This is a genomic window from Paracoccus sp. MA, from assembly GCF_020990385.1.
Lineage (GTDB): Bacteria > Pseudomonadota > Alphaproteobacteria > Rhodobacterales > Rhodobacteraceae > Paracoccus.
In genome coordinates this window covers 1-21,356 of the sequence record NZ_CP087597.1, presented here as the reverse complement: position 1 = coordinate 21,356, position 21,356 = coordinate 1, and the positions used below count along the sequence as shown (strand labels likewise).

Sequence of the window (21,356 nt, the reverse complement as noted above, 5' to 3'; positions counted from 1 at the left end):
TGAATCACCTATCCTTGGGGCAACATGTATTCGCAAAAACTTCTCCGTCGCACCGTGCTGCAGGCCGCTCTGGGGGGCGGCGCCTTCTTCCTGCTGCCCCGGATCGCGCGTGCGGCGGACAGCATCGCCGGCGATGCCGAGCCGGAGGCGTTTTCCTTCGAGGGCCTGACGGAGCGGGCCCGGGCGTTGGCAGAGGCCGCCTATCGGCCGCCCGAGATCGAAGAGGCCGAGATCCTCGAAGAGGTGGATTACGACCGCCACAACGAGATCCGCTTTCGCCAGGACCGGGCGCTCTGGGGCGACGAGCCGGCTTCGTCGCAGGTGCGGTTCTTCTTTCCCGGCCGCTATTTCAAGCAGCCGGTCCACATCCATGCGCTCAAGGACGGGATGGCGACAGAGATCCCCTTCTCGCTGGATCTCTTCGACATCCCCGCCGACAATCCGGCGCGTCGGCTGGCCCGGACCGACGGCTTCGCCGGCTTCAGCGTCATGGATGCGGAAACCGGGCTCGACTGGATGGCGTTCCTGGGCGCCTCCTACTGGCGGACCTCGGGCTATAGCGGCCAGTTCGGCCTCTCGGCCCGCGGCCTGGCGATCGACACCGCCATCCCCGACGGGCCCGAGGAGTTCCCGCTTTTCACCCATTTCTGGCTGGAGCCGGAAACCGACAGCGGCATGACCACCTATGCGCTGCTGGACAGCCCGCGCGCGACCGGCGCCTATCGCATCGTCTCGCGCCGCGGGGCGGGGATCGAGCAGGACGTGACCGCCCATATCTTCATGCGCGAGGGCGTCGAGCGGCTGGGCATCGCGCCGCTGACCTCAATGTATTGGTTCGGCAAGAACTCACCGCATATCGCGCCGGACTGGCGGCCCGAGGTCCACGACTCGGACGGGCTTGAGATCCTGACCCATACGGGCGAGCGCATCTGGCGGCCGCTGAACAATCCGCCGCATACCATGGCGAACGCCTTCAGCGCGCCCTCGGTCAAGGGCTTCGGCCTGATGCAGCGCGAAAGGAATTTCGAGGAATATCAGGATGACGGCGTCTTTTACGAAAAGCGCGCCAGCGCCTGGGTCGCGCCCAAGGGCGATTGGGGCGACGGCGCGGTCACCCTGGTCGAACTGAGCACCGATGACGAGATCCACGACAATATCGTGGCCTTCTGGCAGCCTGCCGTTCCGCCCGGCCCCGGCGAGGAATACCGGCTGGACTACCGGCTGTCCTGGCTGGAGGACAGCCCGCTGGCCGGCAGCACCGGGCAATTCGTCGCGGTCCGCATCGGCGCCGGCGGCGTGCCCGGCCAGCCGCGCCCGCAGGAGACGGTGAAGATCGTCTGCGACTTCGCGCCGGTTTCGCTGGAATCCGGCGACAAGCCGCATCTCGACATCACCGCCTCGCGCGGGGTGGTGTCCAACGACGCGGTCTATCCCGTCGTCGGCCGCCCGACCTGGCGCGCCATGTTCGACCTGGGCTTCGGCGGACCCGAGGAGCTGATGCCCCGCGACGACAGCCCCATCGACCTGCGGGTCTTCGTGGCGAGATCCGAGGACGCGGTCACCGAGACTCTGCTGCTGCAGCTGTTTCCCGCGCAATTGCGGGCCCTGCTGGCCAGCAGGCCCTGACCTGGCGGCGGGTGGCCTTGCTGCGCCCGCGGCACACCGGCGCATCGGTGTTGCGCGGCGGGCGCGCTCCGAAAGCCGCGGGCTCGGGGCAGGATAGGGGGCAAGCGCAATCGGCGCGGATCGGCCCGCCTCGCGCCGCCGGCCGCCCGATTGCAGCAGGTCCTTCGGCCCATAGCCCCGCAGCGGTTGCATGCCCGCCGTAGCGGCCGCGGACGGGCATCGCCATGCCGCGCGACCGACCTGCGGCGGGATGGTGCCGGCGGATCCGCGTGGCCCCTTCGACGGCGGGGCAGAAAACGGGGTTTACCTTTGCGCCCGGGATCGGCAAGTTCGGGGCATGTATGCTTCGCACGGCTTCCTGCGCTCGGACATCGGCGACGTCGACGTGGTGTTTCACGAGGGCATCTATCATCTCTTCCACCTCGTCCTGCCGAACCATGATTTCATCGCCCATGCGGTCAGCTCCGACGGGCTGTCCTGGCGGCGGGTGAAGAACGCCTTCTTTGTCGGCGATCCCGGCGAATGGGACGACGACATGCTCTGGACCATGCATGTCACCCCCGACCCGGACCGGCCGGGCCAGTGGCGGATGTTCTATACCGGCCTGACCCGTGCCGAATTCGGCCGCATCCAGCGGGTCGGCATGGCGCGGTCCCCGGATCTTTATGCCTGGACCCGCTGCGAGGCGGCCTATCCGCTGGAGATCGGCGGCCCGCATTACGAATCCGGCGTCGAGGAGGGGCGCCACTGGGTCAGCTTCCGCGACCCGTTCTTCTTTCACGAGCCCGGCACCGGCACCCGCCTGCTGCTGGCCGCGGCGCGGGTCAAGGACGGGCCGGTGATCCGCCGCGGCTGCGTCGGCCTGGCGCGCGAGGTTGCGCCCGATCGCTTCGAATTCGGGCCGCCCCTGCACCGGCCGGGGCTTTACGACGATATCGAGGTGCCGAACCTGTTTCATTTCCACGGCCGCTATTACCTCATGGGCTCGATCCGCGAGGATACCAAGATCCATTACTGGTATGCCGATGGCATCGAGGGGCCCTACGAGAATTTCAGCGACGACGTGCTGCTGCCGCATGGCAACTATGCCGGCCGCATCTGCCGGGCCGGCGACCGGCTGCTGCTGTTCAGCTTCTTCAGCAAGACCGAGCTGCTGATCAACGGCCATGAATTCATCAAGCGCCTGCTGCCGCCCCCCAAGGAGATCGTCGCCCTGCCCGACGGCCGGCTGCGGCTGAAATCCTTTCACGGCTTCGACGCGCTGGTGACCGACCGGCTGGCCGTCGACAGCGCGGCCGAATGCCGGCTGCTCTGCGGCAATCCCACCGCCTGGGCCGAGATCCGCGGCGACAGCCTGTCCATCGGCAGCCATAGCGGTTTCGAGGCCTTCCTGCTGCCCGGCCAGCACGAGGAATTCCGCCTGCGGGCCGAGATGACCCTCAAGGGGCCGGGCAAGACCGGCCTGATCCTGCGCGCCAGCGACGAGGGCGACGGCTATCACCTGTCGCTCGATTGCGTGAACGGCATCGCGCAGATGCGCGCCTGGGGCGCCAATCCCACGCCGGAATTCGAACACGCATTCCGCTACAAGTCGCTGCAGGAGGCGCGTTTCCGCAGCTCGGCGCATGGACCGTGGCGGATCGAGGTGGTCGCGCATGGCACCTACTTGGAACTGTCCATCGACGGCCATGTGGTGCTGAGCCTGGTCGATGACAGCTTCCTGTGCGGCGCCGTGGGGTTCTGGACCGAATCCGCGACGCTGGGGCTTCGCGATGTGACGCTTGAGACCCTGAGCCGGCCGGTCAGCGAACATGCGCCCGAAATGGTCTATACCACCACCCAGGCGCCCGAGCTGCTGGCCGGCGCCGGGGCGGGCGAATGAGCGGCGGGACCGGGCAGGGCCCCTGGCTTCTGGTCAGCGATGTGGACGACACGCTGACCGGCGACCGGCCGGCGCTGGAGCGGCTATGGGCGGCGGTGCGGCGCCATCCCGACCGGCTGCGGCTGGCGCTGAACTCGTCGCGGCCGGCGGCCAGCGTCGATGCGACCCTGGCCCGGGAATTCCCCGCGGATTTCGCCCCCGACGCGATCATCACCGGCATGGGCACCGAGATCCGCGTCGCCGGCGCCTGGCTCGAGGACTGGTCCGCCCGTTTCCGGCAATGGCCGGCCGAGGCCGTCTTCGCGCTGGTCTCCGGCATGGGCTTCGCCCCGCATCCGGCCGAGTTCCTGACCCCCGGAAAACTCAGCTTCGCCGTGCCCGATGCCGAGGCGCGCGCCCGGGTGCTGGAGGCGCTTGCCGCAGCGGACCTGCCGGTGCGGGCGGTGTTTTCCGGGCAAAGCGATCTCGACCTGCTCGCCCCCGGGGCCGGAAAGGACGCGGCGGCGCGGTTTCTTGCCGAAAGGCTGGGCATTCCGGCCGAGCGCATGGTGGTGGCGGGGGATTCGGGAAACGATCTGGCGCTTTTCGACGTTGGGTTTCGCGCCATTGCCGTCGGCAATGCGCGGCGGGAACTGATCGAGGCCATGCCCCGAGGCAAGAGCTATCGCGCGCGGGCGCCCCATGCGGCGGGTGTCCTGGAGGGGCTTGTCGCGCTGGGCATCCTGCCCGGCTGACACACGGCCGCAACAAAAGAGAGGAGACGAGAGCATGGCCCAATCCGTGGGTTCGCTGCTGATGATTTCATTGCATGGCTATGTCGCGGGCTCGCCCGAACTGGGCAAGCCCGATACCGGCGGCCAGGTGGTCTTCGTGCTGGAACTCGCCAAGCGCTTCGCGCGGCTGGGCTACAAGGTCGACGTGATGACCCGGCGTTTCGAGGACCAGCCGGCCGAGGACATCATCAACGACAACCTGCGCATCTGGCGCATCCCCTTCGGCGGCCCGGATTTCATCCGCAAGGAGGACATGCACGACTGGTATGGCGATTTCATCACCAACGCCCTGGCCGCCATCCGCCGCCGCGAGCTGCGCTATGACGTGGTCAACAGCCATTACTGGGATGCCGGGGTCTGCGGCCAGAAGATCGCCGAGGAATTGCAGATCCCGCATATCCACACCCCGCATTCGCTCGGCTGGTGGAAAAAGCACGACATGCACGGCGCCACCGCCGAGGAGATGGCGGGCTATCGCTTCGACGAGCGCATCCAGAAGGAATTCGTGCTTTACCGCAACTGCGATCACGTCATCGCCACCTCGGAGCAGCAGGTCGACCTGATCGTCGCCGAATATGCCCTGCCGCGCGAGCATATCACCATGATCCCGCCCGGCATCGACGAAAACCGCTTCACCCCCGCCACGCCCGACAAGGTGGCCGCGGCGCGGGCGCGGCTGAACATGGGCCCCTCCGACGTCTATGTCGTCGGTCGCGCCGCCGAGAACAAGGGCTACGACCTGATCATCCAGGCGCTGCCGGCGCTGAAGGTCCTGCAGCCCGAGGCGCGGCTGGTCCTGGCCGCCGGCGGCAATTCCGAGGCGGATTTCGCGCTGATCGACGAATGGAAGGCGGTGGCCGCCGAGGCCGGCGTCGCCGATTTCATCGACTGGCGCGGCTATGTTCCCGACGAGGAGCTGGTGGATTATTACCGCGCGCCCGGGGTATTTGCGCTGCCCTCGCGCTACGAGCCCTTCGGCATGACGGCGGTCGAGGCGATGGCCTGCGGCACGCCCACGGTGACGACGATCCACGGCGGCCTGCACGAGCAGGTCGAATTCGGCCGCCACGCGCTGGTGGCCGACCCGAAGCGGCCCGAGGAGTTCGCGGCGATGATCAACATGCCCCTGCAATATCCCTGGCTGCGCGACGTGCTTGCCGTCGAGGGCGCGCGCTTCGCCCGCCGCGTCTTCGGCTGGACCGGCATCGCGCGCCGGACCATCGCCGTCTTCGAGCAGTTCCGCGGCCGCTACGACGCCTATCAGGCCGATTTCCAGCCCTAGCCCGGGCCGCGTGCCGTTAGCCGGGCGGATGCGCGGCTTGGTCGGCCCGGGCGCCGAAGGAAGGAGCCGATCTGTCCGGCGAAGCCCTGTCCGCCGTCCCCTGTCCAGGGGCAGGGGTGACGGGTGGCCGGATCCCATGCATGCGCCGCGGTCCCGCGGGTCAAACCATCGGCTTTGCGACCTTGCCGGTGCTGGCGCTCGCGACCGGCCCGGGCCGGGCCGGCTGCGGCGGCCTTGGGTCGCGCGGACCGGCGCGGCGGTCTTGGCGGCAGGTTCAGAAGCGCCAGGTCAGGCCGAACAGCGGTCCGGACATGGTCACGTCCATGCGTGTGCCGCCGCTTTCATAATCGACGTTCAGCATGCGATAGCCGGCCGAGAGATAAAGGTTGTCGTTCGCCTGCCAGTTGGCGGTGGCGACGATCTGGCTGGTGCTTTCGGAACCGGCGCCGAATCCGCCCAGATCGGCGTAAAGGATGGCCGACCAGCGCGGGGCCAGCGCGACATTGGCGCGCAGGGCGACGATGGGATCGACGAAGCTTTCCCGGGGCGAGGCCGTCCTTGCGCCTGCGGCGACCGAGATGCTGCTCTTGATGCTCCAGGCGCGGGCCCCGGCCAGCAGGTCCACCGCCACGCCCTCGGCCTCCAGGGCGCGGTAGCCGGCCAGCAGCGTCAGCGACCGCTGGGTCAGCTTGCCGCTGGCCGGCAGGCCGGGCGGAACCAGCCCCTCCCTCGAACTGGACGACCAGCTCAGATCGCCCAGGATCACCAGCCGGTCGCGCCGGGCATAGCCGGACAGGAAGAAGGCGCCGTCCAGATCCTCCAGCACATCCGAAAAGGACTTGTCGAAGGACAGCGTCGGTGCGCCCGCGCGCGGGGTGAGGTCGCCCCCGAGCCCGGTCGCCCAGACATAGGGGGTAAGCTGCCCGGTCCAGTCCTGCGCCGTGGCGGGCAGGCCGGCGGAGAGGGCAAGTGCGGCGATCGCGGCTGGCAGCAGGCGTTTCATGGTCACCCCCCGAGGCTGTTCTTGAAGATGCGGCCGCCTTTCACGATCAGCCGCAGGTTGTCGGTGTCGGCCAGCCAGTCGAGGCCGGCCTCGGCATCGCCGTCGATGACCAGCAGATCGGCCAGCGCCCCTTGGGCGATCACGCCCAGCGGCCCGTCATAGGGCGCCCGCGCCCCCGACAGCGCCAGCAGCTCGCCCGCCGCCCCCGTCGCGCGGTGCAGCGCCGCCAGCGGCGACATGAAGCGGGCCAGCTTGGTCAGCTGCCGGCCCTGCGATTCACCGCCGCCATAGAGGATGTCGGTGCCGAAGGCCCAGTTCACCTTGTGCTTGTCGGCCCATTCGAAGGCCCGCATCGTGCCCTCGGCCACGGTTTTCTGGGCCGCGGCGGCCTTGGGGTCGGTGTATTGGTTGGCATCCTCGTCGGCCAGGAAGGGCTGGATCGACCACCAGGTCCCGCTGTCGGCCATCAGCCGGACGGTGTCCTCGTCCGCCAGCTGTCCGTGCTCGATGGATTTCACCCCGGCCGCGATGCAGCGCCGGATCCCGGGCGATGTATAGACATGGGCGCAGACATAGGTGCCCCAGTCGCTGGCGGCATCCACCGCCGCGCGCATCTCGGCCTCGGTGAATTGCAGCGATTCGAGCGGGTCGTATTGCGAGGCGACGCCGCCGCCGGCGGCGATCTTGATCTGGCTGGCGCCCTTCATCAGCTGTTCGCGCGTGCGGCGCAGGACCTCGGGCACGCCGTCGGCCAGCCCCGACATGCCGGCGGCGCTGGCGTAATCCGCCGGGTCGGCGGGCATCGTCGGCAAGCTGTTCGAGAAGCGGAAATCGCCGTGCCCCGAAGTCTGCGAGATGATCGCCCCCGCCGGAAAGATGCGCGGGCCGGTGACGACGCCGCGATCCACCGCAGCCTGCAGGCCGAAGGCCGGCCCGCCCACGTCGCGCACGGTGGTGAAGCCGCGCATCAGCGTGTTGCCGGCCTCGCGCCCCGCCATCAGGTGCACAAAGCCGATGTCCTGCGTCATGGCGGCGATCTGGCTGACCGCGACCAGCGTGGTGTGCCAATGCGTGTCGATCAGGCCGGGAATCACCGTGCGCCCGCCGCAGTCGATGCGCTCCGCCTCTGCCGGGCCTTGGTCGGGCGCCGGCAGCGCGGCGATGCGGTCGCCCTCGATCAGCACCTCGACGCCCTGGCGCAGCGACAGGGTGTTGCCGTCGAACAGCCGCAGGTTGGTCAGCAGCAGCGGCCGCCCCGCCGCCTGGCCGCGCGCCGGCTTCGGTGCCAGGCCGAAGCCCGCGAACATGCCGGTGACCGCCGCCATTCCGCCCAGCATCTGGCGGCGCGAGATGTCGGCCTCGATCCGGCGCATCGCGGCCAGGGTCTCGGGCGCGCCGCAGCGGCAGAAACGCAGCCGGCCGCTTTGGGCAAAGGATTGAAAACAGGTCTGACACATCGCCGATCCCCAAGGTCCCCCGGTGACAGCCCCGACCGGGTGGGAAGCCCGGGAAGGCGAGCGCCATGCGCTTTTGCCAAACCTGCCTGCTGAACCGGGACGGCGTCAAGAAAATCCCGCGCGCACAGGCGCTTCCGCCGGCCGGGCCGCCGCGCATGCGGCCCGCGCCGCCGGCCGGATCGGTGCCGAGACGGCGCCCCGGCTGCGGCGCGCCGGACAGAATCCCAAGCTACGCTGGCAAATTTTCTATTGAAATCAATGGAATAATCTGGCGCGTTGTTCCTGCCCGCCAGAGGAGAGGGCGCAGATCACCGGCAATGCGGACCCGGCTTTCGCAACCGCCCTGCCGGACCGCCCGAACTGCGGGAATGCTGGGCTCGTCCCGTTCCGACCATTCCGGGGCTTGGCTCCGATCAGATGCCTCCGGCTCTCGCGAGATGCGGATGGCAGGCACGCGAAAGGAACGGCTTTCCTATGGGAGGGGAGGACATGGACCGCATTGCAAGGCAAGTGGACTGAGCAGGAGGACCGTTTCGGGTCGCCCGGGTCGGCTTCAGCCGCCGGATGCCGCCGCCTACGGCGCTGGCGGCTCATCTGTGCATCGGCATGGCCTATGGCTTGCCTGGGGCATCTGGATGACGGTGAAAAAGGCGCGCTCGGCCACCAGATCGAGGACCCTTTCGGCACGGTGCCCAACGCCCTGCCGCCCGATTCGCTCAGATGCACCGTCGAGTGCGAGATGCTGGCGGCGCTGGACATGCAGGCCCCGGGCGGAAGGGCGCGCCCGGGTAAGGCCGGCCGCCGGCGCAGGGTTCCCCGTCCGGTCCGCTGCATGAACCGCAAAGGGGCGGGCGCGCATGCCGGGCGGAGGCTGCCCCAGATCCTGCATCGGGGCTTCTCTGGCCGGGCGTTTGCGCTTAAACGGGCCCGGGACCTTCCGCCCGCCGATGCAGCAAGAGAAACACCCCGGGATGCAGGGATCGCAGAACGACAACGCCGATTTCGCCATCCGGCTGGACGACCTGGGCTACGAGGCCGGCGGGCGTCCGGTGCTTTCGGGGGTGACGCTGCATTCCTCGGCCCGGCGCATCGGCGTGGTGGGCCGGAACGGCTCGGGCAAGAGCACGCTGGCGCGGCTGCTTGCCGGGTTGCTGGCGCCGACCAGCGGGCAGGTCCGCGTCGGCGGCCACGACCTCTGCCGCGACCGCCGCGCGGCGCTGCGGACCGTCGGCATCCTGTTCCAGAACCCCGAGCACCAGATCATCTTCCCCCGCGTCGCCGAAGAGATCGCCTTCGGGCTGCGCCAGCAGGGGCTGGACAAGGCGCAGGCGGCGGCAAGGGTCGAGGCGGTGCTGCGCTCTTTCGACAAGCCGCATTGGCGGGACGCGCCGGTTTCGGCCCTGTCGCAGGGACAGAAGCATCTGGTCTGCATGATGGCGGTGCTGGCCATGCGGCCGCGCCTGCTGATCCTGGACGAACCCTATGCCGGGCTCGACATCCCGACCCGGCGCCAGCTCGGCCGCTATCTGCACCGAGCGGAAACGCGGCTTTTGCACATCTCGCACGAGCCGGGCGATCTGGAGGGCTGCGACGAGCTGTTCTGGCTGGATCGCGGCCGCATCGTCGCGCAGGGCGCACCCGCCGCGGTGCTGCCCGACTTCACCGCCGAGATGATCCGGCTGGGGGACCTCGATGATATCGCTGACCTCGCCGGTTGAGACCCGCGCCCATCGCTGGCCTGCGGGGCTGAAGCTGGGGGCGCTGTGCCTGGCCTCGACCGGGCTGTTCCTGGTCCCGGGCCTTGCCGTCCATGCCGGGGCGCTGGCGGCGGTGCTGGCGCTTTACGCCGCGCCCGGGCCGGTCTTCCTGCGCGCCGGTCTGGGCAGCCTGCGCGTCGTGCTGCCCTTTGTCGTCATTCTGCTGGCATGGCACGCGCTGACCGGCGACATGCGCCAGGGCCTGCTGATCACCCTGCGCATGGTCACGCTGGTCGCCCTGGCCAATCTGGTCACCATGACCACGCCGCTCGAGGATCTGGTGGCGCTGATCCGCCGCCTGACCGCGCCGCTGCGCCGGATGGGCCTGCCGACCGGGGCGCTGGAGATCGCCGTGCCGCTGGTCATCCGCTTCACGCCCGTCCTCGTCTTGCGCGCCGAGACGCTGGCCGAGGCGTGGCGCGCCCGCTCTCGTCGCCGGCCGGGCTGGCGGCTGATCCTGCCGCTGACCCTGCAGGCACTGGACGACGCCGATCATGTCGGCGAAGCTTTGCGGGCGCGGGGCGGCGCCCTTGGACCCTCAGGATCGGAGTAACCGCATGGAACGCAATATCGCGCAGATCGCGCTTTTCGCCGCGATGATCGCGGCGCTGGGGCTGGTGCCGCAGATCACCCTGGGCTTCGGCGTGCCGATCACCGCGCAGACGCTGGGCGTTATGCTGGCCGGCGCGGTGCTGGGTGCGCGGCGCGGCGCGGCGGCGGCGGGGCTGTTCCTGCTGCTGGTCGCGCTTGGCCTGCCGCTGCTGGCCGGGGGCCGCGGGGGCCTTGGCGTCTTCGTCTCGCCCACGGCGGGCTTCGCACTGGGCTTTCCGGTCGCGGCCTTCGCGACCGGGCTGTTCGTCGAACATGTCCGGCTGCGCTCGGCTGGGCTTGCGGCGGGGCTGGGCGCGGTCTTCGGCGGCATCCTGGTGCTCTATGTGCTCGGCGCGGCCGGGCTGGCCGTCGTCAGCGGCAAGGGCCTGGCCGAGGCCTTCGGGCTGGTCGCGGTCTTCATCCCCGGCGATCTTCTGAAGGCGGCGATCACCGGCATGCTGGTGCAGGCGCTGGCCCGGGTGCGGCCGCAGACGCTGGCCTGGCATCGCGCCGACGCCGACGGGGCCCAGACGCGGCTGTGACCGGGGCGGCGGGCCAGGGCTTTGCCCCCGCCCGGCCGGGCGCGATGCTGGGCTGCGGCGCGCGCGGGCAGAATGCGGCGGCGGTCGCCGCGCTGCTCGACTGTCTGGCGCGCGGCCTGTCGATCCATGCGAGCCTGACGGGCATCCGCCCTGCCGGTCCCGCACCCGCGCCGACGCTCTGCTGCCAGAGCTCGGGCTCGGGCGGGCGGGTCAAGACCATCCGGCGCAGCCATGGCTCATGGATCGCCAGCTTCGAGGTCAACCGCGCCGCCTTCGGCCTGTCGGCCCGCGACCACTATGCCGTTCTGGGCCAGCTTGGCCATTCGCTGGCGCTTTACGCCGCGCTGGAGGCGCTGCATCTGGGCGCAGGGCTGCTGGTTCTGGCCGGGGACGGTCCGCGCAGCCAGGTCTGGCAGCTGGCCGAGGCGGGCGTGACGGTGCTTTACGCCACGCCCAGCCAGTTGCGGCGGCTGCTGCTGGCGGCGGGGCCGGGCGGGCTGCCGGCGCTGACGCATGTGTTCTGCGGCGGCGGCAAGCTGGATGCGGCCTGCCGGGCGGGGATGGCGGCACTGTGCCCGAATGCCGCGATCCGCGAATTCTACGGCGCCTCCGAGACCAGCTTCATCACCATCGCCGATGCCGGCACGCCCTAGGGCTCGGTCGGCCGCGCCTATCCCGGGGTGCGGCTGCGGCTGGATGACGAGGGCCGGATCGGCGTCGCCAGCCCCTATCTGTGCGAGGGCTATGCCGAGCCCGACCTGCCGCCGCCGCCGCGCCGCGGCGGCTACCTGTTCACCGGCGATATCGGCCGGCTGGCCGCGCGGGGCAACCTGTTCCTGCGCGGCCGGGAAAGCCGCATGGTGACGGTGGCCGACCAGAACCTGTTCCTTGAGGATGTCGAGGCCGCCCTGGCGGCGGCGGGCGCCGGACTCTGCGCGGCGCTGGCGGTTCCCGATGCGCGGCGCGGCCATGCCGTCGTCGCCGTGGTCGAAGGCGCCGAGGACGAGGCTCTGGCCGCCCGGCTGCGCCGCGCCTGCCGGGACGGGCTGGGCGATCACGCCGCCCCGCGCCGCATCCTGTTTCTGCCGCACCTGCCGCTGCTGGGGTCGGACAAGCCGGATCTCGCGGCCCTGGCCCGGCTGGTCGGCGCCCCGCCATGAGCGAGGCCTTCATCGTCGCGGCCCGGCGCAGCCCGGTGGTGCCGCGCGGCGGCGCGTTACGGGCGCTGGAGGTCCACCAGCTTGCCGCCCCGGTGATCCGCGACCTGCTGCGCGATGCCGGACTGGCGCCTGGCGATGTCGACGAACTGGTGCTGGGCAACGCTCTGGGGGCGGGCGGCAATCCGGCCCGCGTCGCGGCGCTGGCGGCGGGGCTGCCCGAGCGGGTGGCGGGGCTTTCCATCGACCGGCAATGCTGCGGCGGCATGGATGCGGTGCTGCTGGCCGAGGCGCTGATCCGCGCCGGCCGGCATCAGGTCGTCCTCGCCGGCGGCGCGGAAAGCTATTCGCGCCGGCCGCTGCGGCTGCACAGCGATCCGGCCGGCGGCCCGCCCGTGGCCTATGACCAGCCGCCCTTCACGCCCTGGCCGGACCGCGACCCGGACATGGCCGAGGCGGCCGAGGCCATCGCGCGGCGGCTGGGCATCGGGCGGGCGGAACAGGACGCCTGGACCGTCGCCAGCCATGCCCGCGCATTGGCCGCGCAGGACCGGATGCGGGCCGAGATCACCCCGCTGGCCGGCATCGGCGCCGACCCCTTCGCACGGCGCATGACCCTGCGCACCTGCGCCCGCGCGCCGGTGCTGGCGGGCAGCGTCACCGCCGCCAATACCGCCGCGGCGGCCGATGGCGCGGGGTTCTGCCTGCTGGTCTCGGGGGCCGTGGCGCGGCGGCTGGCGGCGCCGCGGATGCGCATTCTGGCGGGGGCGACGCTGGGCGCCGATCCCGAGCTGCCCGGGCTGGCACCGGTCCCCGCGATCCGCGCGGCGCTGGATGCGGCCGGGCTGAAGCCCGAGGCCCTTTCGGCCGTCGAGCTGATGGAGGCCTTCGCGGTGCAGGCCATCGCCTGCGCCCGGCTGGCCGGCCTGCCCGAGGCCGCGATCAATCGCGGCGGCGGCGCGCTGGCGCGCGGCCATCCCATCGGCGCCTCGGGCGCGATCAATCTGGTGCGGCTGGTGCACGAGCTGGACCGCCCCGGCCAGCGCGGCCTTGCCGCCATCGCCGCCGCCGGCGGGCTGGGCAGCGCCGCGGTGCTGGAGCGGCTGGACTAGGCCGAAGCCAAGGCGGGCCGGGACCGCGGTTCGGGGAACGCCCGGCGGCTCAATGGCCGAGAAACCGGGCCGGCGCCGGTCGACGCCGCCCTGCAGGCCATGCCTGCCCGGTCAGAGGATGTCGCGCCCCCGGCGCGGGTTCTTGCGGGCGATGGGCGGTCTGCTCCAAAGCGCGCCCGCCGGGCCGTCGAAGCCGCCGGGCTAGAAGCCGCGGAAGCTGGTATAGGCCGGCAGGTCCTCGCGCCCGGTGCGCAGGCGGTTCTCGGGCGCGTCCGGGTCCGGCCAGCCCAAGGCGATGCCGCAGACCACCATCTCGTCCCCGGGCAGGTCCAGCAGGCGGTGGACGGTGGGGCCGTAATTGGCCAGCGCGCCGATGCCGGTCGCCCCCAGCCCCTGCGCCTCGGCGGCCAGCAGGAAGCCCATCAGGCTCATCCCCAGGTCCATGAAGCAGCCCTTGCCCATGGCCCGGTCGATGGTCACCACCACGCCCACCGGCGCGCCGAAAAAGGCATAGTTGCGCCGGAACTGCCGGCGGCGCCCCTCCAGATCGCGCCGGGCGATCCCCAGCGCCTGGTAAAGCGCATAGCCCGCCGCCCGCTGCCGCGCCTTCAGCGTCGCGGGCATGGGGTCGGGGAAATAGGAATATTCCGCCGTCTCGGGCAGGCCGGCATCGATGGCCGCCTGAAGGCCGCGCACCAGATCGGCAAGCGCGGTTCCGGTCAGGATGTGAAAGCGCCCGGGCTGCAGGTTCGCCCCGCTGGGTGCGGTGCGGGCGAGGCGGCAGATCTCCTCGACCGTGGCGCGCGGGACCGGCTCGTCGCGATAGGCCCGGACCGAGCGCCGGCGCCGCATCAATTCGCTGAAACTCTTGTGCATCCCCTGCCTTGCGCATTCGCCCGGAGGCAGGCGCAACCTGTCCGATGCCGGGCGGGGCGTCAAGCCGGCGGCCGGGAAGGGGCCGCGGGTCCATGGCGGCCATGGCGTTGCGCCGGGGTAAACCGTGGGGCAGAGCGCAGCTATTGCATGCAGGTTACTGGGGCAGGAGGAAATACCGGGCCCGGCTGGACAGCGGGGGGCGTTAGGGCATTATGGCGGCAAGAGAACAGAACGGAGCTGCCCATGACCCGCATCCCGATGATTTCGGCGGCAATTGCCGCCACGCTCGGCCTTGCCGCCTGCGAGCCGACCTCGACCGCCTCGGACACGCCCGGCGCCAATATCCCGACCGGCCCCTATGTGCTGGTCGGCATCGGTTCCGATACCGTGCCGCAGCGCAATGTCGGCATGACCATCGAGGCGGACGGCTCGATCTCGGGTCAGGCGCCCTGCAACCATTACTCGGCCAAGCAGAACGCCGAGCCGCCGGCCTTCGCGCTTGGGCCGCTGACCACGTCCCAGATGGGCTGCAGCGGGCTGGCCGGACGGCTGGAATCGCGCTACTTCCAGGCGCTGTCGGCGGCCAATGGCATCACCTACGAGGGCGGCGTGCTGACCATCAAGGGGCCGACCTATCTGACCTACGAGCCGGGCTATCGCAAGGAATGACCCGACCCGAGGAGGGCAAGCGATGCGAATGCCGATCCTGGCCCTGGTCCTGACGCTGGCTGGCTGCATGCCGGATTCCGAGGTGGCGCCGATCCCCGGCGCATACACGCTGATCGCGGTGGAGGGCCTTGAGGTCTCGGGCACGCCCAGCCTGCATATCGCCGAGGATGGCACGGTCTCGGGGCAGGGGCCCTGCAACCTGTTCACCGGCCGCAACAACGCCGCATTGCCGGCGCTGGACCTGGGCGCGCTGGCCACCACCCGCCGCGCCTGCCTGCAGGAGGGCGGCGAACACGCCTTCTTCCAGGCGCTCGGCGCGGTGCGCGAGGCAAGGCGCGAGGGCGGCGAACTGGTGATGACCGGCCCCGGCGTCACCATCCGCTGGCGGGCGGCGACGCGATAAGCCGGGCGACCAGCCGGGCGCGGGCGGGCGGCAACGGCTTGCCCGCATGCGCCTCGGCCAGCCGCGATCGCAGGAAATGCCCGGTCAGGGCCAGCGCATCCTCGATGCCGCCATTGCCGCGCCCGCCCAGCATGGCCGGCAAGGGCAGCAGCCGCGGCGCCCATTCCCCCGCCGCCTGGGCCGAAACCGCCCGGCCCGAGCGCGGGCTGACATAGGCCAGCCCCTCGCGCGAGCCGGTCACCGCGCAGCTGGCCAGGTCGAGGCCGAAGCCCAGTTCGTCCAGAAGCCGCATTTCCCAGCGCAGATAGGCCTCGGCCCAGTTCCCGCCCGCATCCATCAGGTCCAGCAGCGCCTCGGTCGCGTCGGCCAGGCGCGGATGCGGGTCGCGCTCGGGCAGGGCATAGGTCAGCAGCGCCGTGACCGCGTTCACCCCGGCCAGCGCATCGGCGCCCCCCAGCAGCCCCGGCCGCGCCCGCGCCGGTTCGACGGCGAAGGTGCCCAGCTGCTCCTCCAGCCGCGCCCGCCAGCGCAGGCTGATCCGGTTGCCCGGTTGCAGCATGGCGGCGCGCTTGGTGCTGGCGCCGCCGGGAACGAGGCCGCGGATCAGCCCCGCGTCGCGCGTCAGCACGGTCAGGATCACGGCGCTTTCGCCGTGCCTTTGCTGCGCCATCACGCTGGCCTCGCCGCTCCATTCCATCGCGCCGCCTTTCCTTCCGCGCCACCCTGCCGCAATCTGGGGGCGATGAACAAGGAGGCAGGCATGTTGAAACCGTGGACCCAATCACAGGCCCGGCTGGTCGAGGTGGCGGCGGGGCGTGCCCCGGCCGATCTGGTGATCCGGGGCGGGCAATGGGTCAATGTCCATGCGCGCGAGGTGATCCCGGGGATCGACCTGGCGGTGGCCGATGGCCGGGTGGCCTATGTCGGCCCCGATGCCGGATCCTCGATCGGCCCCGATACGCAGGTGATCGAGGCCGCGGGCCGCTTCATGGTCCCGGGCCTGATCGACGCGCATATGCATGTCGAATCGGGGATGCTGACGCCTGCCGGCTTCGCGGCGGCGGTGATCCCGCACGGCACCACGACGATCTTCCACGACCCGCACGAGATCGCCAATGTGCTGGGGCTGGAGGGCGTGCGGCTGATGCGCGACGAATCGCTGCTCCAGCCGATCAGCATGTTCACGCAGATGCCCAGCTGCGCGCCCTCGGCGCCGGGGCTGGAAACCACCGGCCAGCCGATCACCGAGGGCGAGGTGGCGCAGGCCATGGGCTGGGACGGCATCGTCGGCCTGGGCGAGATGATGAACTTTCCCGGCGTGGCCGCGGGCGACCCGCAGATGCTGGCCGAGATCGCGGCGACCCGCGCCGCCGGCAAGACGGTGGGCGGGCATTACGCCAGCCCCGACCTCGGCCGGCCCTTCCACGCCTATGTCGCCGGCGGTGCCAACGACGATCACGAGACCACGACCGAGGCGCAGGGCATCGCCCGCGTGCGGCAGGGCATGGGCTGCATGATGCGCCTCGGCTCGGCCTGGTATGACGTGGCAAGCCAGATCACCGCGATCACCGAAAAGGGGCTCGATCCGCGCTTCTTCATCCTCTGCACCGATGACAGCCATTCCGGCACGCTGGTCCATGAGGGCCACATGAACCGGGTGGTGCGCCACGCCATCGACTGCGGCTGCGATCCGCTGGTGGCGATCCAGATGGCGACCATCAATGCGGCGCAGCATTTCGGGCTGGAACGCGAGCTGGGCAGCATCACCCCGGGCCGGCGGGCGGATGTGATCCTGACCTCGGAGCTGCGGACCCTGCCCATCGAGGCGGTGATCGCCCAAGGCCGGCTGGTGGCGGAAGCCGGCAGGCTGCTGGTCGATTGCCCGCGCATCGCCTGGCCCGAGGCGGCGCGCAACTCGGTGCATCTGGGCAAGCGCCTCGCCGCCCCGGATTTCGAGGTCCGCGCCACGGGCGCCAGCACCCGCGTCCGTGTCATCGGCGTGGTCGAAAACCAGGCGCCGACCCGTGCGCTGACCGCCGAGCTGCCGATCCGCGACGGCGTGATCGAGGGGCAGGGCGACACCTGCCACATCGCCCTGGTCGAACGGCACCGGGCGACGGGCGGCGTGGTGAACGGCTTCGTCTCGGGCTTCGGCTACCGGGGCCGGATGGCGGTCGCCTCGACCGTGGCGCATGACAGCCACCACATGATCGTCGTCGGCACGGATCGCGACAGCATGGCGGCGGCCGCGAACCACCTGGGCGGGATCGGCGGCGGCGTCACCGTGTTCCGCGACGGCGAGGAACTGGCGACCGTGCCGCTGCCCATCGCCGGGCTGATGTCCGACCGCCCGGCCGAGGAGGTGGCCGAGGCCGCGCAGGCCATCGTCAAGGCGATGCAGGATTGCGGCTGCACGCTCAACAACGCCTATATGCAGCATTCGCTGCTGGCGCTGGTGGTGATCCCGGAACTGCGGATCTCGGATCTCGGCATCGTCGACGTGAGCCGGTTCGAACTGGTGGACTTGATGCTCGACCCCTGAGCTTCACCGTTTCCCAAATACTCAAATCGACGTGAAACCGGCTTCTTTGCTCCTCAGATACCCATTGCGAGGGTCGAAGTCTCACCTTGCCGCTCGATCGCCAGGAATTGCGCCCGGCCGTGCAGCGCCTCGAACAGTTCCGGCCCGGTGCCGGTCAGCCAGCTCTGGGCGCCAAGCGCGCAGATCTCGTCGTAAAGCGCGGCGCGGCGCTCGGCGTCCAGATGCGCCGCCACCTCGTCAAGCAGCAGCACCGGAGTTTCGCCCCCCAGCGCCCGGGCATTGGCGAGGACCAGCGACAGAAGCAGCGCCTTCTGCTCGCCGGTCGAGGACAGCGCCGCGGGCATGGCCTGCGGCCCCCAATGCGCGCCCAGGTCGGCGCGATGCGGGCCGGTCAGGGTGCGGCCGGCGGCCATGTCGCGGCTGCGGCCCTCGGCCAGCCGGGCGGCGATGCTGTCGGGATCGGGATCGCAGGCGAACCCCTCGCCCGGCAGCAGGGTCAGGCTGGCCGAGGGAAAGGCGGTCCCGGCCCCGTCCTGCGCCGCCATGATCCGGGCGATGGCGTCCAGCCGGTTGCGCGTCACCGCCGCCCCGGTCTCGGCCATCTGCGCCTCCAGCGCGCGATACCAGCCGGGGTCGCGGATCTCGTCCTTGAGCAGCCGGTTGCGCTCGCGCATGGCCTTGTCATAGGCCAGCGCATCTTCGGCATGGCCGGGGGTGAAGCTCAGCGTCACGCGGTCGAGAAAGCGCCGCCGCTGTTCCGGCGCGTCGGTCCACAGCCGGTCCATGGCCGGGGTCAGCCAGATCAGCCGCATCAGCCCGCCAAGCGCGATCTGCGTCGCGGGCCTGTCGTCGATCACCACCTCGCGCCGCTCGCCGGGTAGGGCGCGGGTCAGGACCTCATGCTCGCCGATCCGGGCGCGGATCTGCCAGCCGACATCCGGCCCCTTGCGGGCCTGGTCGCCGGGCGCGGCGCCGCGCATGCCGCGGCCGGGCGACAGCATCGAGATGGCTTCCAGGATATTGGTCTTGCCCGCCCCGTTCGGACCGTGGATGGCGACGGGGCGGCGATCGGCCTCGATCTCCAGCCTGGCCCAGCTGCGGAACTGGGTCAGGTGCAGCCGGGTCAGCGTCACACGCGCATCGGCATGACGACATAAACCGCGCTGGTGTCGCCGCCTTCGCGGATCAGCGCCGCGTCGCCCGAGCCGTTGAACAGGAACACCGCATTCTCGCGCTCGATCTGGCTGGCGATCTCGTGCAGGTATTTGGCGTTGAAGCCGATCTCCAGCGGATCGTCGGCATAGGCCACCGGCAGCTCCTCGTCGGCCGCGCCGGCATCGGGGGCGTTCACCGACAGGACCAGCCGGTCCTCGTCCAGCGACAGCTTGACGGCCCGCGAACGCTCGCTGCTGACGGTGGCCACCCGGTCGACGGCCTTGGCGAAATCGCCGGCATCGACTTCCAGCTTGCGGGCATTGGCCGAGGGGATCACGCGGCTGTAATCCGGGAAGGTGCCGTCGATCACCTTCGAGGTCAGGGTGATGGTGGGCGTGGCGAAGCGCACCTTGGTCTCGCTGACCGAAACCGCGATCTCGGCCTCGTCGTCGTCCAGCAGCTTGCGCAGCTCGGCCACGGTCTTGCGCGGCACGATCACGCCCGGCATCTCTTCGGCGCCCGAGGGCAGCGGCGCGTCGATCCGCGCCAGCCGGTGGCCATCGGTGGCGACGCAGCGCAGGGTCGGGCCGTCCTCGCCCTGCGCGACATGCATGTAGACGCCGTTCAGGTAATAGCGGGTCTCCTCGTTCGAGATGGCGAATTTCGACTTGTCGAACAGCCGGCGCAGCACCGCGGCGGGGGCCGAGAAATTCGCCGAATATTCCGACGAGGACATGACCGGAAAATCCTCGCGCGGCAGTGTCGCCAGGCTGAAATTCGAACGCCCGGCCTGCACCGACAGCCGCTGCGAGGCAGCGTCGAGGCTGAGCTGCACCAGCGCGCCGTCCGGCAGCTTGCGGGCGATGTCGTTGAGCATCCCGGCCGAGACGGTGGTGGCGCCGGGCCGCTCGACCTGCGCATGCGCGCGGTCCACGATCTCGGTATCCAGGTCGGTGGCGCGGAAGCTGACGCCTTCGGGCGTGGCCTCGATCAGCACATTGGCCAGGATCGGAATGGTGTTGCGGCGTTCGACGACGGACTGGGCCTGGGAAACGGCCTTGACCAGATCGGCGCGTTCAATCGAAAATTTCATAGGTCCACCCTCATGTCCTTCTGGTCTCATGCCGGTCTGGCGCGGGGCGCCAATTTGGCACATTCCCGCGCAAGGTCAAGCGCATGCGTTCAGGCTTCCAGAAGGCGGCGCAGCAGGTCGATGTCTTCCGCCAGGCCGCGGTCGGCGCTGCGCAGCTCCTCGATCTTCTTCACCCCATGCATGATGGTGGTGTGGTCGCGGCCGCCGAAACGCCGCCCGATCTCGGGCAGGCTGCGCGAGGTCATCTGCTTGGACAGATACATGGCGATCTGCCGCGGCCGGGCGACGGTGCGCACGCGCTTGGGCCCGATCATGTCGGCCAGGCGGATGTTGTAATGCTCGGCCACCTTGCGCTGGATCTCCTCGATGGAAACCTTGCGGTCGTTGGCGCGCAGGATGTCGGCCAGGCATTCCTGGGTCATGTCCAGCGTGATCTCGCGGCCCATCAGGCTGGCGAAGGCGAAGAGCCGCTGCAACGCGCCTTCCAGCACCCGGACATTCGAGGTGATGCGATGCGCCAGGAATTCCAGCACGCCCGGCGCGATCAGCAGCCCGGGATATTGCACGCGGAAGCTGTCGGTCTTGCTTTGCAGGATGCCCAGGCGCAGCTCGTAATCGGTCGGGTGCAGGTCCACCACCAGCCCGCATTGCAGGCGGGACTTGATGCGCTCCTCCATGTCCTTGATCTCGCCCGGCGCGCGGTCGGCCGAGATGACGATCTGCTTGCCCTGATCGACCAGCGTGTTGAAGGTGTGGAAGAATTCCTCCTGCGTGGATTCCTTGCCGGCGATGAACTGCACGTCATCGACCATCAGCACCGAGACGGTGCGGAACAGTTCCTTGAAATCCATCACCGTGCGGTCGCGCAGCGCCTGGACGAAGCGATACATGAACTGTTCGGCCGAGAGATAGAGCACCCGCGCCTCGGGCTGGCGCATCTGGATCTCGCGGGCGATGGCATGCATCAGGTGGGTCTTGCCCAGGCCGACGCCGCCATAGAGAAACAGCGGGTTGAAGGTCACCGGCCCGCCCTCGGCCACCCGGCGGGCGGCGGCATGGGCCAGCTCGTTGGGCTTGCCGACCACGAAATTCTCGAAGGTGAAACGGCTGTCCAGCGGCGCGGCCAGGTCCTCTTCGCCCGAGGGGCGCGGGGCGGCGGGGCGCTTGACGGCGGGCGCGGCGGCCTGGCGGGCGGTCTGGCTGCGGGTCTCGAAGCTCAGGCGCTGCACGGGGCCGCCCATGCGGTCCAGCACCTTGAGGATATCGTCGCTGTAATGGCGCGAGACCCAGTCGGACAGGAAGCGGGTCGGGCAGGCGATGGTGGCGGTGCCGTCCGCGACGCCGGTCAGGCGCAGGGGCTCGATCCAGGTGGAGAAACTGTCCGCTCCGACGATCTTCTGAAGTTCTTCACGCGCCTGCCCCCAAAGTCTGTCCAT

The 21,356-nt window shown here is 70.4% G+C and carries 20 protein-coding genes; 13 read left to right on the top strand and 7 right to left on the bottom strand.

Annotation, left to right across the window (positions count from 1 at the left end):
• Positions 1 to 24 precede the first annotated feature (24 nt).
• From LOS78_RS00100 to LOS78_RS00085, 4 genes are all read left to right on the top strand, one after another.
• Positions 25 to 1,626, top strand: a complete 1,602-nt coding sequence (locus tag LOS78_RS00100; RefSeq protein ID WP_230376373.1) for a glucan biosynthesis protein — start codon at positions 25 to 27, stop codon at positions 1,624 to 1,626.
• 337 nt (positions 1,627 to 1,963) lie between these two features.
• Positions 1,964 to 3,508: a glycosyl hydrolase gene (locus LOS78_RS00095; protein ID WP_036697513.1), complete on the top strand. Its 1,545-nt coding sequence runs from the start codon at positions 1,964 to 1,966 to the stop codon at positions 3,506 to 3,508.
• The gene (locus tag LOS78_RS00090; protein ID WP_230376372.1) at positions 3,505 to 4,242 is read left to right on the top strand and encodes an HAD family hydrolase; all 738 of its coding nucleotides are present in this window, start codon (positions 3,505 to 3,507) and stop codon (positions 4,240 to 4,242) included. The genes LOS78_RS00095 and LOS78_RS00090 overlap by 4 nt, the downstream gene beginning before the upstream one ends.
• Before the next feature lie 34 nt (positions 4,243 to 4,276).
• Positions 4,277 to 5,563, top strand: coding sequence for a glycosyltransferase (locus LOS78_RS00085; RefSeq protein WP_036697515.1), 1,287 nt, complete (start codon positions 4,277 to 4,279; stop codon positions 5,561 to 5,563).
• 274 nt (positions 5,564 to 5,837) lie between these two features.
• On the opposite strand, the gene LOS78_RS00080 is transcribed toward LOS78_RS00085, so the two are convergent.
• Positions 5,838 to 6,566, bottom strand: a complete 729-nt coding sequence (locus LOS78_RS00080; protein ID WP_230376371.1) for a hypothetical protein — start codon at positions 6,564 to 6,566, stop codon at positions 5,838 to 5,840.
• A gap of 2 nt (positions 6,567 to 6,568) precedes the next feature.
• Positions 6,569 to 8,023, bottom strand: a complete 1,455-nt coding sequence (locus LOS78_RS00075) for an amidohydrolase family protein (protein WP_230376370.1) — start codon at positions 8,021 to 8,023, stop codon at positions 6,569 to 6,571.
• A 971-nt stretch (positions 8,024 to 8,994) separates the two neighbouring features.
• Between LOS78_RS00075 and LOS78_RS00070 the strand changes: the two genes are divergently transcribed.
• From LOS78_RS00070 to LOS78_RS00045, 6 genes are read left to right on the top strand one after another with little or no spacing between them, the layout of a single operon-like run.
• Positions 8,995 to 9,741, top strand: coding sequence for an energy-coupling factor ABC transporter ATP-binding protein (locus tag LOS78_RS00070; protein WP_230376369.1), 747 nt, complete (start codon positions 8,995 to 8,997; stop codon positions 9,739 to 9,741).
• Positions 9,716 to 10,333 (top strand): energy-coupling factor transporter transmembrane protein EcfT, encoded by a 618-nt coding sequence (locus tag LOS78_RS00065; protein WP_230376368.1) that lies wholly within the window; start codon positions 9,716 to 9,718, stop codon positions 10,331 to 10,333. The genes LOS78_RS00070 and LOS78_RS00065 overlap by 26 nt, the downstream gene beginning before the upstream one ends.
• A 4-nt stretch (positions 10,334 to 10,337) precedes the next feature.
• Complete coding sequence (locus tag LOS78_RS00060; RefSeq protein ID WP_028712890.1) at positions 10,338 to 10,913, top strand: biotin transporter BioY; 576 nt, start codon at positions 10,338 to 10,340, stop codon at positions 10,911 to 10,913.
• Positions 10,910 to 11,566, top strand: coding sequence for an AMP-binding protein (locus tag LOS78_RS00055; protein ID WP_230376367.1), 657 nt, complete (start codon positions 10,910 to 10,912; stop codon positions 11,564 to 11,566). Before LOS78_RS00060 ends, LOS78_RS00055 begins: the two co-directional genes overlap by 4 nt.
• A gap of 27 nt (positions 11,567 to 11,593) precedes the next feature.
• Positions 11,594 to 12,073 carry a hypothetical protein gene (locus tag LOS78_RS00050; protein WP_230376366.1) on the top strand — a complete coding sequence of 160 codons (480 nt, stop codon included), beginning with the start codon at positions 11,594 to 11,596 and terminating at the stop codon, positions 12,071 to 12,073.
• On the top strand, positions 12,070 to 13,182 hold the full coding sequence (locus LOS78_RS00045; RefSeq protein WP_230376365.1) for a thiolase family protein: 1,113 nt from the start codon (positions 12,070 to 12,072) through the stop codon (positions 13,180 to 13,182). The genes LOS78_RS00050 and LOS78_RS00045 overlap by 4 nt, the downstream gene beginning before the upstream one ends.
• A gap of 201 nt (positions 13,183 to 13,383) precedes the next feature.
• Here the strand turns inward: LOS78_RS00045 and LOS78_RS00040 are convergent, their stop codons facing one another.
• Positions 13,384 to 14,058 carry a nitroreductase gene (locus tag LOS78_RS00040; protein ID WP_230376364.1) on the bottom strand — a complete coding sequence of 225 codons (675 nt, stop codon included), beginning with the start codon at positions 14,056 to 14,058 and terminating at the stop codon, positions 13,384 to 13,386.
• Between the two features lie 243 nt (positions 14,059 to 14,301).
• Here LOS78_RS00040 and LOS78_RS00035 point away from each other — a divergent pair, with 243 nt between their 5' ends.
• Both LOS78_RS00035 and LOS78_RS00030 read left to right on the top strand, forming a co-directional pair.
• Entirely contained in the window at positions 14,302 to 14,727 is a 426-nt protein-coding gene (locus LOS78_RS00035; protein ID WP_028712886.1) for an META domain-containing protein, read from the top strand.
• A gap of 22 nt (positions 14,728 to 14,749) precedes the next feature.
• A complete protein-coding gene (locus tag LOS78_RS00030) occupies positions 14,750 to 15,130 on the top strand; it encodes an META domain-containing protein (RefSeq protein WP_230376363.1) in 381 nt (126 codons plus the stop codon).
• On the opposite strand, the gene recO is transcribed toward LOS78_RS00030, so the two are convergent.
• Positions 15,099 to 15,827, bottom strand: coding sequence for a DNA repair protein RecO (gene recO, locus LOS78_RS00025; RefSeq protein WP_028716522.1), 729 nt, complete (start codon positions 15,825 to 15,827; stop codon positions 15,099 to 15,101). The genes LOS78_RS00030 and recO overlap by 32 nt on opposite strands.
• A gap of 63 nt (positions 15,828 to 15,890) precedes the next feature.
• On the opposite strand from recO, the gene ade reads away from it, so the two are divergent.
• Positions 15,891 to 17,672 (top strand): adenine deaminase, encoded by a 1,782-nt coding sequence (gene ade / locus LOS78_RS00020; RefSeq protein WP_230376362.1) that lies wholly within the window; start codon positions 15,891 to 15,893, stop codon positions 17,670 to 17,672.
• A gap of 53 nt (positions 17,673 to 17,725) precedes the next feature.
• On the opposite strand, the gene recF is transcribed toward ade, so the two are convergent.
• The 3 genes from recF to dnaA all read right to left on the bottom strand — a co-directional run bounded on the left by recF (position 17,726) and on the right by dnaA (position 21,356).
• Positions 17,726 to 18,805 (bottom strand): DNA replication/repair protein RecF, encoded by a 1,080-nt coding sequence (gene recF, locus LOS78_RS00015; protein WP_230376361.1) that lies wholly within the window; start codon positions 18,803 to 18,805, stop codon positions 17,726 to 17,728.
• Positions 18,802 to 19,920, bottom strand: a complete 1,119-nt coding sequence (gene dnaN, locus LOS78_RS00010; RefSeq protein WP_230376360.1) for a DNA polymerase III subunit beta — start codon at positions 19,918 to 19,920, stop codon at positions 18,802 to 18,804. The genes recF and dnaN overlap by 4 nt, the downstream gene beginning before the upstream one ends.
• Positions 19,921 to 20,009: 89 nt before the next feature.
• Positions 20,010 to 21,356, bottom strand: coding sequence for a chromosomal replication initiator protein DnaA (gene dnaA, locus LOS78_RS00005; protein WP_028712880.1), 1,347 nt, complete (start codon positions 21,354 to 21,356; stop codon positions 20,010 to 20,012).

Bases quoted from the DNA above. Each gene is read 5' to 3' on its own strand.
- LOS78_RS00100 (WP_230376373.1), top strand. From the start codon at position 25: ATGTATTCGCAAAAACTTCTCCGTCGCACCGTGCTGCAGGCCGCTCTG.
- LOS78_RS00095 (WP_036697513.1), top strand. From the start codon at position 1,964: ATGTATGCTTCGCACGGCTTCCTGCGCTCGGACATCGGCGACGTCGAC.
- LOS78_RS00090 (WP_230376372.1), top strand. From the start codon at position 3,505: ATGAGCGGCGGGACCGGGCAGGGCCCCTGGCTTCTGGTCAGCGATGTG.
- LOS78_RS00085 (WP_036697515.1), top strand. From the start codon at position 4,277: ATGGCCCAATCCGTGGGTTCGCTGCTGATGATTTCATTGCATGGCTAT.
- LOS78_RS00080 (WP_230376371.1), bottom strand. From the start codon at position 6,566: ATGAAACGCCTGCTGCCAGCCGCGATCGCCGCACTTGCCCTCTCCGCC.
- LOS78_RS00075 (WP_230376370.1), bottom strand. From the start codon at position 8,023: ATGTGTCAGACCTGTTTTCAATCCTTTGCCCAAAGCGGCCGGCTGCGT.
- LOS78_RS00070 (WP_230376369.1), top strand. From the start codon at position 8,995: ATGCAGGGATCGCAGAACGACAACGCCGATTTCGCCATCCGGCTGGAC.
- LOS78_RS00065 (WP_230376368.1), top strand. From the start codon at position 9,716: ATGATATCGCTGACCTCGCCGGTTGAGACCCGCGCCCATCGCTGGCCT.
- LOS78_RS00060 (WP_028712890.1), top strand. From the start codon at position 10,338: ATGGAACGCAATATCGCGCAGATCGCGCTTTTCGCCGCGATGATCGCG.
- LOS78_RS00045 (WP_230376365.1), top strand. From the start codon at position 12,070: ATGAGCGAGGCCTTCATCGTCGCGGCCCGGCGCAGCCCGGTGGTGCCG.
- LOS78_RS00040 (WP_230376364.1), bottom strand. From the start codon at position 14,058: ATGCACAAGAGTTTCAGCGAATTGATGCGGCGCCGGCGCTCGGTCCGG.
- LOS78_RS00035 (WP_028712886.1), top strand. From the start codon at position 14,302: ATGACCCGCATCCCGATGATTTCGGCGGCAATTGCCGCCACGCTCGGC.
- LOS78_RS00030 (WP_230376363.1), top strand. From the start codon at position 14,750: ATGCGAATGCCGATCCTGGCCCTGGTCCTGACGCTGGCTGGCTGCATG.
- recO (WP_028716522.1), bottom strand. From the start codon at position 15,827: ATGGAATGGAGCGGCGAGGCCAGCGTGATGGCGCAGCAAAGGCACGGC.
- ade (WP_230376362.1), top strand. From the start codon at position 15,891: ATGTTGAAACCGTGGACCCAATCACAGGCCCGGCTGGTCGAGGTGGCG.
- dnaN (WP_230376360.1), bottom strand. From the start codon at position 19,920: ATGAAATTTTCGATTGAACGCGCCGATCTGGTCAAGGCCGTTTCCCAG.
- dnaA (WP_028712880.1), bottom strand. From the start codon at position 21,356: ATGGACAGACTTTGGGGGCAGGCGCGTGAAGAACTTCAGAAGATCGTC.